A 12924-nucleotide genomic window follows, 5' to 3' on the forward strand; every position below is an offset into this window, starting at 1 on the left:
GTGTCAGGCCACGGCCTTGTCGTAACTGTCCCCCATGGAGCCCACGTATGGTTCGATAGCCTGCTGACTTGGCTGCTGTTGGTTGGTCCGCCCGCCGTGTCTGCGGCCTACTTTGCTGCTTTGCAGCGGCGCGGCTTCCCAACTTCAGCCCTTGAGTCCTGAGCCATCAGGACGACTGCAACCCATACTTCCTCACCTTGTCCGCCAGCGTCGTCTTGGGCACGCGCAGTGCCTGCGCGGCGCGGGTGATGCTGCCGCCGTGGCGGCCCAGGGCTTCGCGGATGAGGCTGCGTTCGAAGTCTTCCACCGTTTCGGCCAGTGAGAGCATGGTGGCGGCGGCGGGCACTTCGCCGTCGCCCAGCACTTCGCTGGGCACGCCCAGCACCAGGCAGTCGGCCACGTTGCGCAGCTCGCGCACGTTGCCGGGCCAGTGGTGGGCCATCAGGGCGCGCAGCTGGGCGGCGCTCACCACCGGCTGGGGCAGGCCGTAGCGGCTGGCGGCCAGCAGCAGAAAGTGCTCCAGCAGCAGGGGGATGTCCTCGCGCCGTTCGCGCAGGGGCGGCAGGTCGATGGTGACGACGTTGAGGCGGTAGTACAGGTCGCTGCGGAAGCTGCCGTCCTGCGCCTTGTGCAGCAGGTCGTCCTTGGTGGCGGCCACCACACGGCAGTCCACCGCCACCTGGGCGTTGGAGCCCAGGCGCTCCACCACGCGGTCCTGCAGCACGCGCAGCAGCTTGATCTGCACGCCCATGGGCATGCTTTCCAGCTCGTCCAGGAACAGGGTGCCGTGGTGGGCGTGTTCGATCTTGCCGATGCGGCGCTTGGCGGCGCCGGTGAAGGCGCCGGCCTCGTGGCCGAAGAGTTCGCTGTCCAGCAGGTTGTCGGGCAGGCCGCCGCAGTTCAGGGCCACCAGCGGGCCCTTGCGGCCGGAAAGATCGTGCAGGGCCTGGGCCACCAGCTCCTTGCCGGTGCCGGTTTCGCCGCGAATGAGCACGTCCGCTCGGGCCGAGGCCACGCGGGCCACCAGCTGGCGCACCGCCACCATCTGCGGTGAGCGGCCGATGAGGCGCGCGCTGCCGCCTTCCTTGCGGGCCAGGGCTTCGCGCAGGGCCACCACTTCGAGCGTGAGGGCGCGCTTGTCCAGCGCGCGGCGCACCACCTCCACCAGCACCTCGGGCGAGAAGGGCTTGGGGATGAAGTCGTAGGCGCCGCTGCGCATGGCTTCCACCGCCAGGCTCACATCGCCATGGCCGGTGATCATGATGACCGGCAGCTCGGGTTCCAGCTCGTGGCAGTGGCGCACCAAGCTCAGGCCGTCGGCGCCGGGCAGGCGCATGTCGGTCACCACCACGCCGGGGAAGCCGGCCGTCAGCCGGGGCCGCGCGGCCTCGGCCGATTCGACGGCGTCCACGGTCAGCCCGGCCAGCTGCAGGGCCTGCAGGCAGCCCAGTTGCATGGGCAGGTCGTCCTCGACCAGCAGCACGGAGAGTTCTTGGCTCATGGGGCGGTGGGGGTGGGCACGGGCGGCAGCCACAGGGTGAAGCAGGCGCCGCCGTCGGGGTGATTGTCCGCCTCCAGCTCGCCGCCGGCCTCGCGGGCGATGTCGCGTGAGATGGCCAGGCCCAGGCCCAGGCCACCGCCGGCCGCCTTGGTGCTGAAGAAGGGCTCGAAGACGCGGTCGCGCACGGCGGGGTCCAGGCCGGGGCCCTGGTCGCGCACGCGCAGGGCCACGCGGCCGTCCTGCGCAAAGGCGTCGATCCACAGCGCGCGCTGCGGCTGGTCGCGCATGGCGTCCAACGCGTTGCCGATCAGGTTGATCAGCACCTGCTCCAGCCGGTTCGGGTCGCACCAGGCGGCCAGCGGCAGGCCGGCCGTGGCGTCGTGCACGGCCACGCCTTCGCTGCGCAGCCGTTGGTCGTAGAGGAACAGCGCGTTGCGCACCGCGGTGGCCAGCACCGCCGCCTGCGGCTGGGCCTTGGACTTGCGGGCAAAGCCCTTGAGCGGCTCGATGATGGCGCCCATCTGCTCGGCCAGGCGGGCCATGATGCGCAGGTTGCCGCTCACCGCATCCAGCTGGCCGCGCTCCATGAAGGCGACCGCGTTGCCCGACAGGGTGCGGATGGCGCCCAGCGGTTGCGTCAGCTCGTGGGTGATGCCGGTGGCCAGCTGGCCCAGCGCGGCCATCTTGCCGGCGTGCACCAGTTCGTCCTGGGCCTCGCGCAGGGTGTGCTCGGCCTGCTGGCGTTCGCGCACTTCCTTGCGCAAGCGCACGTTGGTGTCGCTGAGCGCCTGGGTGCGGCGCGCCACCTGGTCTTCCAGCTGGGCGTTGAGCTGCAGCTTCTGTTGCACGATGCGCCGGCGCTGGTTGACCAGCAGCATCAGCAGCAGCACGAAGCCGGCGCTGACGCCGGCCAGCAGGCTGTCTTGCGCGGCCTGCGCGCGCACCGGCTGCAGGTTGGCGAACATCAGCAGACGCCAGTCGGTGCCGTCCAGCGTGCGGCCCAGCACCAGCATGCCGCGGTTGGCGGCCATGCGCCCACCCGGCCCGCTGGCGCCCAGGCCGGCCGGCAGCACGCCTTCGACGATCTGGCTGTCCTCGTCCACCCGCAGGTCCACCTGCAGCGGAAAGCGGGTGATGCGATGGTCGCCGTACAGGCGGGACAGTTGCAGGTCGACCCGCCGCTCCAACGGCAGCTCGGCCAGGGCGGTGTAGGTCCATTCCGGGCGGGAGGACAGGATGACCACCTGGTTGGAATCGGCCAGCAGTGCGGGCGAGCCCAGCATGCCCCAGGCCTCGCCCACCGGGTCCAGCCCGATCTTGAGCACGGCCACACCCACCACCTTGGGCCCGTCGTGGATGGGGTGGGAGACGTAGTAGCCCGGCAGGCCGTCGCGCACGCCGATGGCGAAGTGCCGGCCCACCCGGCCCGACAGGGCTTCGAGGAAATAGGGGCGGAAGGAGAGGTCGTCCCCCACCAGGGCCGGATCGCTGGCCGCCAGCACGGTGCCGCGCTGATCCTGCACGAACAGCAGCGCCCCCCCCAGGTGGGCGTTCAACCGCCGCAGGTAGGTGCTGGCGGCCTGCGCGCGCGCGGCACTGCCCGGCTGACGCAGCAGGGCCTGCACCTCGGTGCTGAGCTGGATGGTGGCCGGCAGCGGCTCCAGCCGCAGCACCATGCCCTGCACCGCGGCGGCAAACAGGTCCAGCTGGTGGTTGGATTCGGCCCGCAGCTGCTCGGTGCCCCGCTGCACGCTGACGGTGAAGCCGGCCCAGCCGGACATCAGCATGATCACCAGCGCGGCCAGCCCCGCCACGAGGGAGCGGCGCTGACGCCAGCGCTGGGCGACGGGGACGCGGACCGCCGCCTCGCCCCGTTCCTCAGCCAGCATCGTTCGCCCGGGCCTGCAGGAAGTCCCAGACCTCCTGCGCCACCGGCTTGGCGTGGCGGCTGCCGCCGGGCCGTTCGCGGTAGATGCGCACTTCCATGGTCAGCTCGTCGTCGGGGGTGCCGGCCGGCACCAGGCGGCGGGCGCGCAGTTCCTTGCGCACCGAGCTGACCGGCAGAAAGGCCAGGCCGTGGCCTTCCAGCGCCATCGCCTTCAGGCCTTCGGCCATGTCGGTCTCGTAGATGGGGTCCAGGTGGGCCGGCTGCGAGGCGCGCTTGAGCACCTGCTCCACCAAGCGGGCCAGGTAGGCGCCGGAGGCGTAGCTCAGGAAAGGCACCGGCTGGCGCGGCGTGCCGGGCAGGCGGAACAGCGGCTCGCCGTCCGGCCCGGCCTTGGCGAACGGGGCCAGGGTTTCGTAGCCCAGGCAGAGCATGTCGTAGCGGTCGGCGCTGAGCTGCAGCGGCTGGGTGGCGTGGTGGTAGGCGATCAGCAGGTCGCAGCTGCCTTCGGCCAGGCGCAGCGCGGCGTCGTGCACGTTCAGCGCGATCAGCCGGCTCTTGAGGCCGCGGAAGTGCTGCTTCAACTCCATCAGCCAGTGCGGGAAGAAGGTGAAGGCCAGCGTGTGCGGCGCGGCGAACTCGATCATGTCCTGCCCGGCCACCTGGTGGCTGCGCATCATGTTGCGGGTGGCCTGCAGCGCGCCCAGCATCTCCAGCGCCTGGGCGTGGAAGGTCTCGCCCGCGGGGGTGAGCCGCGTGGGATAGCTGGAGCGGTCCACCAGGTCGATGCCGGCCCAGGCCTCCAGCGCCTGGATGCGGCGCGAGAAGGCCGGCTGGGTCACATGCCGCAGCTGGGCCGAGCGCGAGAAGCTGCGCGTCTCGGCCAGGCTGATGAAGTCTTCAAGCCACTTGGTGTCCATGGGTGTTCTTCTCGGTGGCGGAGGGGCGGGGGCTGCTGTGCTGCAGGGCCCACATGCGGGCATAGGCACCAGCGCGCGCCAGCAGCGCGGCGTGGGTGCCGCGCTCAACGACCTGGCCGGCCTCCATCACCAGGATTTCGTGCGCATCCACCACGGTGGACAGGCGGTGGGCGATGACCAGCGTGGTGCGCCCGCGGGCGGCGCTGGCCAGCTCGGTCTGGATGGCGCGCTCGTTGGCCGAATCGAGGGCCGAGGTGGCTTCGTCAAAGACCAGGATGGGCGGGTTCTTCAGCAGCGTGCGGGCGATGGCCACGCGCTGCTTTTCGCCGCCGGAGAGCTTCAGGCCGCGCTCGCCCACCATGGTGTCGTAGCCCTTGGGCTGGGCGACGATGAAGTCGTGGATGCGGGCGGCGCGGGCCACCGCCTCCACCTCGGCCGGCGTGGCGCCGGGCCGGCCGTAGGCGATGTTGTAGGCGATGGTGTCGTTGAACAGCACCGTGTCCTGCGGCACGATGCCGATCGCCTTGCGCAGGCTGTCCTGCGTCACCGCCCGGATGTCCTGCCCGTCGATGGTGATGCGCCCGCCCTGCACGTCGTAGAAGCGGTAGAGCAGACGGGCCAGCGTGCTCTTGCCCGCGCCGCTGGCGCCCACCACCGCCACCGTCTGGCCGGCCGGGATGTCGAAGGACAGGCCCTTGAGGATGGGCCGCGCCGGGTCGTAGGCGAAGTCCACCGCCTCGAAGCGCACGGCGGCGCCCCGCAGCTGCAGCGGCCGGGCGTCGGGGGCGTCGGCCACCTCGCGCTCGCGGGCCATCAGCGTGAACATCTTGTCCAGGTCAGTCAGGCTCTGCTTGACCTCGCGGTAGAGCACGCCCAGGAAGTTCAGCGGGATGTAGAGCTGGATCAGCAGGGTGTTGATCAGCACCAGGTCACCCAGCGTCAGATGACCGCTCACCACGCCGGCGGTGGCCCGCCACAGCATGGCCAGCAGCGAGACAGCGATGATGGCCTGCTGGCCGACGTTGAGCAGCGAGAGCGTGGTCTGCGAGGTGATCTGGGCGCGGCGGTAGGCGTCCAGCCCCTCGTCGTAGCGCCGGGCCTCGAAGTCCTCGTTGTTGAAGTACTTGACCGTCTCGTAGTTCAGCAGCGCGTCGATGGCGCGCTGGTGGGCCTTGGAATCCAGCTCGTTCATCTTGCGGCGGAACTGGGTGCGCCACTCGGTCAGGCTGATGGTGAAGACGCCGTAGGCCACCAGCGCCGCCAGCGTGATCCAGACAAAGCCCAGGTCGAACTGGCTGCCCAGCAGCACCAGCGCCAGGCCCAGCTCCACCAGCGTCGGCAGGATGGTGTAGAGCGAGTACGAGATGAGCGACTGCAGGGCGCGGGTACCGCGCTCGATGTCGCGCGTCATGCCGCCGGTCTGGCGCTCCAGGTGGAAGCGCAGCGACAGCGCGTGCATGTGACGGAAGACCTGCAGCGCGATCTCGCGCGAGGCGCCGTGCGTGGCCTTGGCGAACACCAGCTCGCGCAGCTCGGTGAACAGCGAGGCCAACAGCCGCAGCGCCGCATAGCCCAGCAGCAGGCCAGCTGGCACCACCAGCAGGGCGCGTGGGTCGCTGGCGGGCAGGTTCATTGCGTCCACCAGGTGCTTGAGCAGCAGCGGCACGCCCAGGTTGGCCACCTTGGCCGCCACCAGGCAGGCCAGCGCCAGCACCACCCGGGTGCGGTACTGCCAGAAATACGGCGCCAGCTGCCGCAGGATGGCCCAATCCCCATGCTGACGGGGTGTGACCGCGGCTTCGGTCACAGGCAAGCTTCGACGCATCGTGGAACAATCACAGTTTCTGATTTAGAACAATACACAGGAACCCTGAAATGAACATTCCAGCATCCCCGGCCAGTGTGCCCGACGAACTGCGCACCGAACTGCCCACCGACCGCGAGCTGGTGATGCGCGTGATGCCGATGCCGGCCGATTCGAACAACAACGGCGATATTTTCGGTGGCTGGATCATGGCGCAGGTCGACTTGGCCGGTTCCGTGCTGACGGCCCGCCTGGCCAAGGGCCGCGTGGCCACGGTGGCGGTGAAGGAATTCATCTTCAAGCAGCCGGTGTCGATCGGCGACCTGCTGAGCTTTTATGCGACGATCACCCACGTGGGCCGCTCCTCGATGACGGTGACGGTGGAGGTGTACGCTGAACGCGCGCCGGAAGACCTGCAGGTCGTGAAGGTGACGGAAGCCACCCTGACCTACGTCGCCATCGACCGCGAAGGCCATTCCCGTGCCATCCCGCGGCCGCTGCCGCCGGCCTACGCCAAATTCTGATTGACCGGACGGCCGGCCCCGTCCGCTGCCGTCGATGTTCAAAAGCCTGCGCGTTCCCGAAAAGGCCTTCGGCCTGCTGATGTGGATCGTCTCCCTGCTGTTCGCCAGCTTCCTGACCGGGCTGGGCGGACAGCTGATCGGCGATCTGCCCAAGGTGGAGGACACGCTGACGCTGGAGCAGTTCGCCGATGCGAACGCCCTGCAGTCCGAGCGCGCGCAGCTGCGCGACCTGGGTGAGCAGGCCGGCACGCTGGAAGACCAGACCGAGCAGGCCCGGCTCAAGCAGACCGCCGCCAGCCAGGCCTACCAGGCCGCCCGCAGCGCCCAGGCCAACTGGCTGGCCAGCCGCCAGGCCACCGGCGACGCCAGCAGCAACGCCGAACTGGCGCGCCGCACCCGCGAGCTGGACCAGCTCAAGCAGGCCGAACGCGACGCCCAGCGGGCCCAGGAAAAGCTGGACCAGGACCGCCTGGACGTGAGCCAGGCCCAGACCAGCCACCAGCGCCGCCTGGACGCCCTGCTGAGCCAGGCCCAGGGCGCCTACGAGCGTGCCCAGTTCCTGCAGGAGTTGCGCGTCTTCGGCCTGCGCCTGGCGCTGACCCTGCCCTTGCTGCTGGTGGCCGGCTGGATGGTGGCGCGCCAGCGCAAGAGCGACCACTGGCCCCTCTTGCGCGGCTTCGTGCTGTTCGCGGCCTACGCCTTCTTCTTCGAACTGGTGCCCTACCTGCCCAGCTATGGCGGCTATGTGCGCTATGGCGTGGGCATTCTGCTGACCGGGCTGGGTGGGCATTACGCCATCCGCGCGATGCGCCGCTATCTGGCCCGGCGCGCGGCGGTGGAGCAGCAAAGCGAGGCCCAGCGCCGCCAGGCCCTGACGAACGACGAGGCCCTCAAGAAGATGGCGGCCAATGTCTGCCCGGGCTGTGAGCGCGCCATCCTGACCACCGGCGACGTGAAACCCGACTTCTGCGTGCACTGCGGGCTCAAGCTGTTCGACCGCTGCGAGGGCTGCGGCACGCGCAAGAACGTGTTCTTTCGCTACTGCCCCAGCTGCGGCGCGTCGGCCGACCCCGTGCCAGCCGCGCCGTCATCGCCGGCGGGCTGAAGCGCGCCGACGCCGTCGAGCAGCATCTGCCGGGTCAGGGCCTCGGTCCAGGCCTGGTAGCCCCGCAGACCGGGGTGAAACCCGTCCTGCGCCATCCAGCCCGTCGCTTCGGCCGGCATCGCGGGCAGGGCCACATGGTGCCGGTCCGACCGCCCGGCCAGATCACGCTGCAGCGCCTGGTCCAGCCGCTGGGCATCCCGCCCCAGCACCCAGCGCAGCGGCTGCGGCAGCACCGGAAAGCGCTCCATCGGCGGCACCGCCGAGTGCCAGGTGTGGCGCACGCCCGCGCGGCGCTGCGCCACGGTGTGCAGCGCCGCCAACGTGGCCAGCCAGTGGCGCACGGGGGTCTGCCCCACCGCATCGTTGACCCCCAGCGAGGTCACCATGGCATCGGCGGGCAACAGCGGCGCCTGCTCCAGCGCCTTCAGCGTGTCAGCCGCCCGGTGGCCGGTGGTGGCCACCAGCTGCCAGCTCACCCGCCCCTGCAGCACCCGGGCCAGACGCTCGGCCAGCGGCGCGGCCAGGGCCAGCGACTGCTCGTCCACGCCCACACCGGCCGCAGCGGAATCGCCCACCACCAGCAGACGCAGGCGCAGGAGGCCCTCCCCGGCCACACCGGCGCGCGGCCCTTCGGGTTCGGGCAGGCGCAACGCATGGCGACGCACCGCTCGGCCCTGGCGCAGCAGCACCGGGCCCAGCAGCAGCTTCAGCGGTCCGGGCATCGGGCGCCGACCTTCACTGGAACTTCGTGAAGTCGGGCTTGCGCTTCTCGAAGAAGGCCTGGAAGGCCTCGCGGGCCTCAGGGCTGCGCAGGCGCTGGCCGAAGAGCTCGGCCTCGGTGGCGATGACCTGCTGCAGCAGCTCGCGCTGCGGCGCCTTCATCAGGCGCTTGGATTCACGCACGGCCGACGGGGCCAGGTGGTTGAAGCGCTCGGCCACGCGGCGGGCGTGGGGCAGCACCTCGCCCGCGGGCAGCACGGCGTTGGCGATGCCGCAGTCGACCGCATCGGTGCCGGTGAAAGGGTCCCCCAGCAGCAGCTTCTCGGCCGCCCGGACATGGCCCATCAGGCGCGGGATCAGCAGGCTGGAGCCGTACTCGGGCACCAGGCCCAGGCCGACGAAGGGCATGGCCAGGCGGGCCTCGTCGCTGACGAAGACGAAGTCGCAGTGCAGCAGCATGGTGGTGCCGATGCCCACGGCGGCGCCGGTGACGGCGGCCACCACTGGCTTCTCGCAGGCTTCCAGCGCGCGCATGAAGCGGAAGACGGACGAATCCGGCCCGGCGGGCGGGCGCTGCATGAAGTCCTCCAGGTCGTTGCCGGAGGTGAAGACGCCGGGCTGGCCGGTGATCAGCAGGGCCCGCACGGCCGGGTCGCTGCCGGCGGCTTCGATGGCCGCGGTCATGGCGTCGTACATCGCCATGGTCAGCGCGTTCTTCTTCTCGGGGCGGGCGATCTCGATGGTCGCCACGCCATCCACGACGCCGGTTCGGATGGTCATGCGGGTCTCCTGCTTGTGACTTGAAATGAAAACGGGCGGCATCGTAGCCGCCCGCGTGCGTGACCGTCGATCAGACGGCTTCGAAGATGCCGGCCGCGCCTTGGCCGGTACCGATGCACATGGTCACCATGCCGTACTTCAGCTTGTGGCGACGCAGGGCATGGATGGTGGTGGCGGCGCGGATCGCGCCGGTGGCGCCCAGCGGGTGGCCCAGGGCGATCGCGCCGCCCATGGGGTTCACCACATCCGGGTTCAGACCCAGGTCACGAATGACCGCGAGGGACTGGGCCGCGAAGGCTTCGTTCAGCTCGATCCAGCCCATGTCGGCGAGCGTCAGGCCACCGGCCTTCAGCGCGGCCGGGATGGCCTCGATCGGGCCGATGCCCATGATTTCCGGCGGCACGCCGCGCGAGGCGAAGCTCACGAAGCGGGCCAGCGGCTTCAGGTCGAACTGCTTGACGGCCTTCTCGGAGGCCAGGATCAGCGCGCCGGCGCCGTCGCTGGTCTGCGAGCTGTTGCCGGCGGTGACGCTGCCCTTGGCGGCGAACACCGGGCGCAGCTTGGCCAGGCCTTCCAGGCTGGTGTCGGGGCGCGGGCCCTCGTCCAGGTTGACGGTGCGGGTGGTGTAGCGGATCTCGCCGGTGGCCAGATCGGGCACGCGCTGGATGATGTCCACCGGGCAGATCTCGTCGGCGAACTCACCGGCCTGCTGGGCCTTGATGGCGCGCTGGTGCGAGGCCAGGGCGAAGGCGTCCTGGTCTTCACGGCTGACCTTCCAGCGCTCGGCCACCTTCTCGGCGGTCAGGCCCATGCCGTAGGCGATGCCCACGTTTTCGTCCCGGGTGAAGATCTCGGGGTTGAAGGCCGGCTTGTTGCCGCCCATGGGCACCATGCTCATGGACTCGGCGCCGCCGGCGATCATCACATCGGCCTCGCCCACGCGGATGCGATCGGCGGCCATCTGGATGGCGGTGACGCCCGAAGCGCAGAAGCGGTTGACGGTGACGCCGCCGACGCTGTGCGGCAGGCCCGCCAGGGCCACCGCGATGCGGGCGAAGTTCATGCCCTGCTCACCTTCGGGGAAGGAGCAGCCGATCACGGCATCCTCGATCGCCTTGGGGTCCAGCGTGGGCACCTGGGCCAGCGCGGCCTGGATGGCGCGCACCAGCAGGTCGTCCGAGCGGGTGTTCTTGAAGTAGCCCCGGCCGGACTTGCCGATCGGGGTGCGGGTGGCCGCCACGATGTAGGCGTCTTGCACTTGCTTGCTCATGTCGATTCCTTGTCAGCGTGGGACGGCCATCAGTTGCGAACCGGCTTGCCGGTTTGCAGCATGCCCATGATCCGTTCCTGGGTCTTGGGGTGCTCCAGCAGGCCGCAGAAGTGCTTGCGCTCCAGCGCCATCAGGTACTCCTCGGTCACCGGGGTGCCGGGGTCCACGTCACCGCCGCACAGCACGTCGGCGATCAGGCTGGCGATGTGGAAGTCGTGCTGGCTGATGAAGTTGCCATCGCGCATGCCCACCAGGGTGGCCTTGATGGTGGCCAGCACGGTGCGGCCGGCCGCGGCGAAGGGCTTGGCCACCGGCGGGCGGTAGCCCGCGGCCGCCAGGGCCTTGGCCTGGCTGATGGCGACGAACAGCAGCTCGTCCTTGTTCGGCACGATCACGTCGCTGTCCAGCAGGTAGCCCAGCTTGCGCGATTCCAGCGCGCTGGTGCCCACCTTGGCCATGGCCGCGGCCTGGAAGCCTTCCTTCAGGAAGTTCAGCACATAGCTGTCCGGCGCGCTGGCCGCGCCTTCGGCGGCACGGCGGGCGATGTAGGTCAGGCCGCCACCGCCCGGCAGCAGACCCACGCCCACTTCCACCAGGCCCATGTAGCTTTCCATGGCCGCCACGCGCTGGCTGCAGTGCACCGCCAGCTCGCAGCCACCGCCCAGCGCGATGCCGCGCACGGCCGCGATGGTGGGCACCTGGGCGTAGCGGAAGCGCAGCATCATGTCCTGCAGCTTCTTCTCTTCCGGCGCGATGCCCTTGGCACCCTTGGCCATGAAGACGGGCATCAGGGCTTCCAGGTTGGCACCGGCGGAGAACACGTCGTCCGGCGACCAGACCACCAGGCCCTGGTAGCCTTCCTCGGCGATCTCCAGCGCCTTGAGCAGGCCCTCGGTCACGGTCGGGCTGATCAGGTGCAGCTTGGCGGTGATGCTGGCGATGACGACTTCGCCGTCCAGCGTCCAGACGCGCACCTCGTCGTTCTTGAACAGCTCGGTGCCGCTCTTGAGCGGATCGACCGCGCCGCTGCCCAGCACGGCCTCGGGGAAGTACTGGCGCTGGTAGACCGGCAGGTTCGAACGCGGGATGTAGCTGCCCTGGGAAGCAGACCAGGAGCCTTCGGGCGTGTGCACGCCATCGCGTCCGTCGAACACCCAGGCCGGCAGCGGGGCGCTGCACAGGGCCTTGCCGGCGTCGATGTCGGCCTTGACCCACTCGGCCACCTGCTTCCAGCCGGCTTCCTGCCACAGCTCGAACGGGCCCTGCTTCATGCCGAAGCCCCAGCGCATCGCGAAGTCCACCTCGCGGGCGCTCTCGGCGATCTCGGCCAGGTGCACGGCCACGTAGTGGAAGGAGTCGCGCAGGATGGCCCACAGGAACTGGGCCTGCGGGTTGCTGGATTCACGCAGCAGCTTCAGGCGCTCGGCCGCGGGCTTCTTCAGGATGCGGTCGACGATCGGGTCGGCCTTGGCACCGCTTTCGACGTAGCTGCCGGTGGCCGGGTCCAGGCGCAGGATGGCCTTGCCGTCCTTCTTGAAGAAGCCGGCCTTGGTCTTCTGGCCCAGGGCGCCCTTCTCGATCAGCGCGGCCAGCACCTTGGGGGTGGCGTAGCTGCCGTAGAAGGGGTCGTCCTTCAGGTTGTCCTGCAGGGTCTTGATGACGTGGGCCATGGTGTCCAGGCCCACCACGTCGGCGGTGCGGAAGGTGCCGGAGCTGGCGCGCCCCAGCTTCTTGCCGGTCAGGTCGTCCACCACGTCATACGTCAGGCCGAAGGCCTCGGCCTCGTGGATGGTCGCCAGCATGTTGGCGATGCCCACGCGGTTGGCCACGAAGTTCGGGGTGTCCTTGGCCCGCACCACGCCCTTGCCGACGGTGGTGGTGACGAAGGTCTCCAGCTGGTCCAGGTACTTGGCCTCGGTGGTCGGGGTCGGGATCAGCTCCACCAGGTACATGTACCGCGGCGGGTTGAAGAAGTGGATGCCGCAGAAGCGCGGCTTGATCGACTCGGGCAGCGCCTCGGCCAGCTTGGTGATCGACAGGCCCGAGGTGTTGGACGCCAGGATGGCGTGCGGCGCCACAAAGGGGGCGATCTTGTGGTACAGGTCCAGCTTCCAGTCCATGCGCTCGGCGATCGCCTCGATCACCAGGTCGCAGTCCTTGAGCAGGTCCAGGTGCTCTTCGTAGTTGGCCGGCGTGATGCGCGCGGCGTCCTCGGCCACGCCCAGGGGCGCCGGCTTGAGCTTCTTGAGGTTGTCGATGGCCTTGAGCGCGATGGCGCTCTTGGGGCCTTCCTTGGCGGGCAGGTCGAACAGCACGACCGGCACCTTGACGTTGACCAGATGGGCGGCGATCTGCGCGCCCATCACGCCGGCGCCGAGCACGGCGACCTTGCGGACTTGGAATCGACTCATTGCT

The 12924-nt window shown here is 69.9% G+C and carries 10 protein-coding genes; 2 read left to right on the top strand and 8 right to left on the bottom strand.

Translation table 11 applies throughout. From position 1 onward, the window contains the following. Window positions 1-166 precede the first annotated feature (166 nt). The 4 genes from KGA65_RS10990 to KGA65_RS11005 are packed head-to-tail and all read right to left on the bottom strand — an operon-like array spanning window position 167 to window position 6131. Window positions 167-1501, bottom strand: coding sequence for a sigma-54-dependent transcriptional regulator (locus tag KGA65_RS10990; protein ID WP_225863154.1), 1335 nt, complete (start codon window positions 1499-1501; stop codon window positions 167-169). Beyond that, on the bottom strand, window positions 1498-3390 hold the full coding sequence (locus KGA65_RS10995) for a sensor histidine kinase (RefSeq protein ID WP_225863155.1): 1893 nt from the start codon (window positions 3388-3390) through the stop codon (window positions 1498-1500). The genes KGA65_RS10990 and KGA65_RS10995 overlap by 4 nt, the downstream gene beginning before the upstream one ends. Beyond that, entirely contained in the window at window positions 3380-4306 is a 927-nt protein-coding gene (locus KGA65_RS11000; RefSeq protein ID WP_225863156.1) for a LysR substrate-binding domain-containing protein, read from the bottom strand. Before KGA65_RS11000 ends, KGA65_RS10995 begins: the two co-directional genes overlap by 11 nt. After that, window positions 4287-6131, bottom strand: a complete 1845-nt coding sequence (locus tag KGA65_RS11005) for an ABCB family ABC transporter ATP-binding protein/permease (protein ID WP_225863157.1) — start codon at window positions 6129-6131, stop codon at window positions 4287-4289. Before KGA65_RS11005 ends, KGA65_RS11000 begins: the two co-directional genes overlap by 20 nt. 50 nt (window positions 6132-6181) lie before the next feature. On the opposite strand from KGA65_RS11005, the gene KGA65_RS11010 reads away from it, so the two are divergent. Continuing rightward, on the top strand, window positions 6182-6634 hold the full coding sequence (locus tag KGA65_RS11010; protein ID WP_225863158.1) for an acyl-CoA thioesterase: 453 nt from the start codon (window positions 6182-6184) through the stop codon (window positions 6632-6634). A gap of 34 nt (window positions 6635-6668) precedes the next feature. Then, window positions 6669-7739 carry a zinc ribbon domain-containing protein gene (locus tag KGA65_RS11015; RefSeq protein ID WP_225863159.1) on the top strand — a complete coding sequence of 357 codons (1071 nt, stop codon included), beginning with the start codon at window positions 6669-6671 and terminating at the stop codon, window positions 7737-7739. On the opposite strand, the gene KGA65_RS11020 is transcribed toward KGA65_RS11015, so the two are convergent. The 4 genes from KGA65_RS11020 to KGA65_RS11035 all read right to left on the bottom strand — a co-directional run bounded on the left by KGA65_RS11020 (window position 7673) and on the right by KGA65_RS11035 (window position 12920). Further along, window positions 7673-8461, bottom strand: a complete 789-nt coding sequence (locus KGA65_RS11020) for an SGNH/GDSL hydrolase family protein (RefSeq protein WP_225863160.1) — start codon at window positions 8459-8461, stop codon at window positions 7673-7675. The two genes, KGA65_RS11015 and KGA65_RS11020, sit on opposite strands and share 67 nt — an antisense overlap. A 13-nt stretch (window positions 8462-8474) precedes the next feature. Further along, window positions 8475-9239 carry an enoyl-CoA hydratase gene (locus tag KGA65_RS11025; RefSeq protein WP_225863161.1) on the bottom strand — a complete coding sequence of 255 codons (765 nt, stop codon included), beginning with the start codon at window positions 9237-9239 and terminating at the stop codon, window positions 8475-8477. 70 nt (window positions 9240-9309) lie between these two features. Next, entirely contained in the window at window positions 9310-10509 is a 1200-nt protein-coding gene (locus tag KGA65_RS11030; RefSeq protein WP_225863162.1) for an acetyl-CoA C-acyltransferase, read from the bottom strand. A gap of 29 nt (window positions 10510-10538) precedes the next feature. Then, window positions 10539-12920 (bottom strand): 3-hydroxyacyl-CoA dehydrogenase/enoyl-CoA hydratase family protein, encoded by a 2382-nt coding sequence (locus KGA65_RS11035; RefSeq protein WP_225863163.1) that lies wholly within the window; start codon window positions 12918-12920, stop codon window positions 10539-10541. Between the last annotated feature and the right edge of the window lie 4 nt (window positions 12921-12924).

It is taken from the genome of Ideonella benzenivorans, from assembly GCF_020387415.1.
GTDB classification, from domain to species: Bacteria; Pseudomonadota; Gammaproteobacteria; order Burkholderiales; family Burkholderiaceae_C; genus Ideonella; species Ideonella benzenivorans.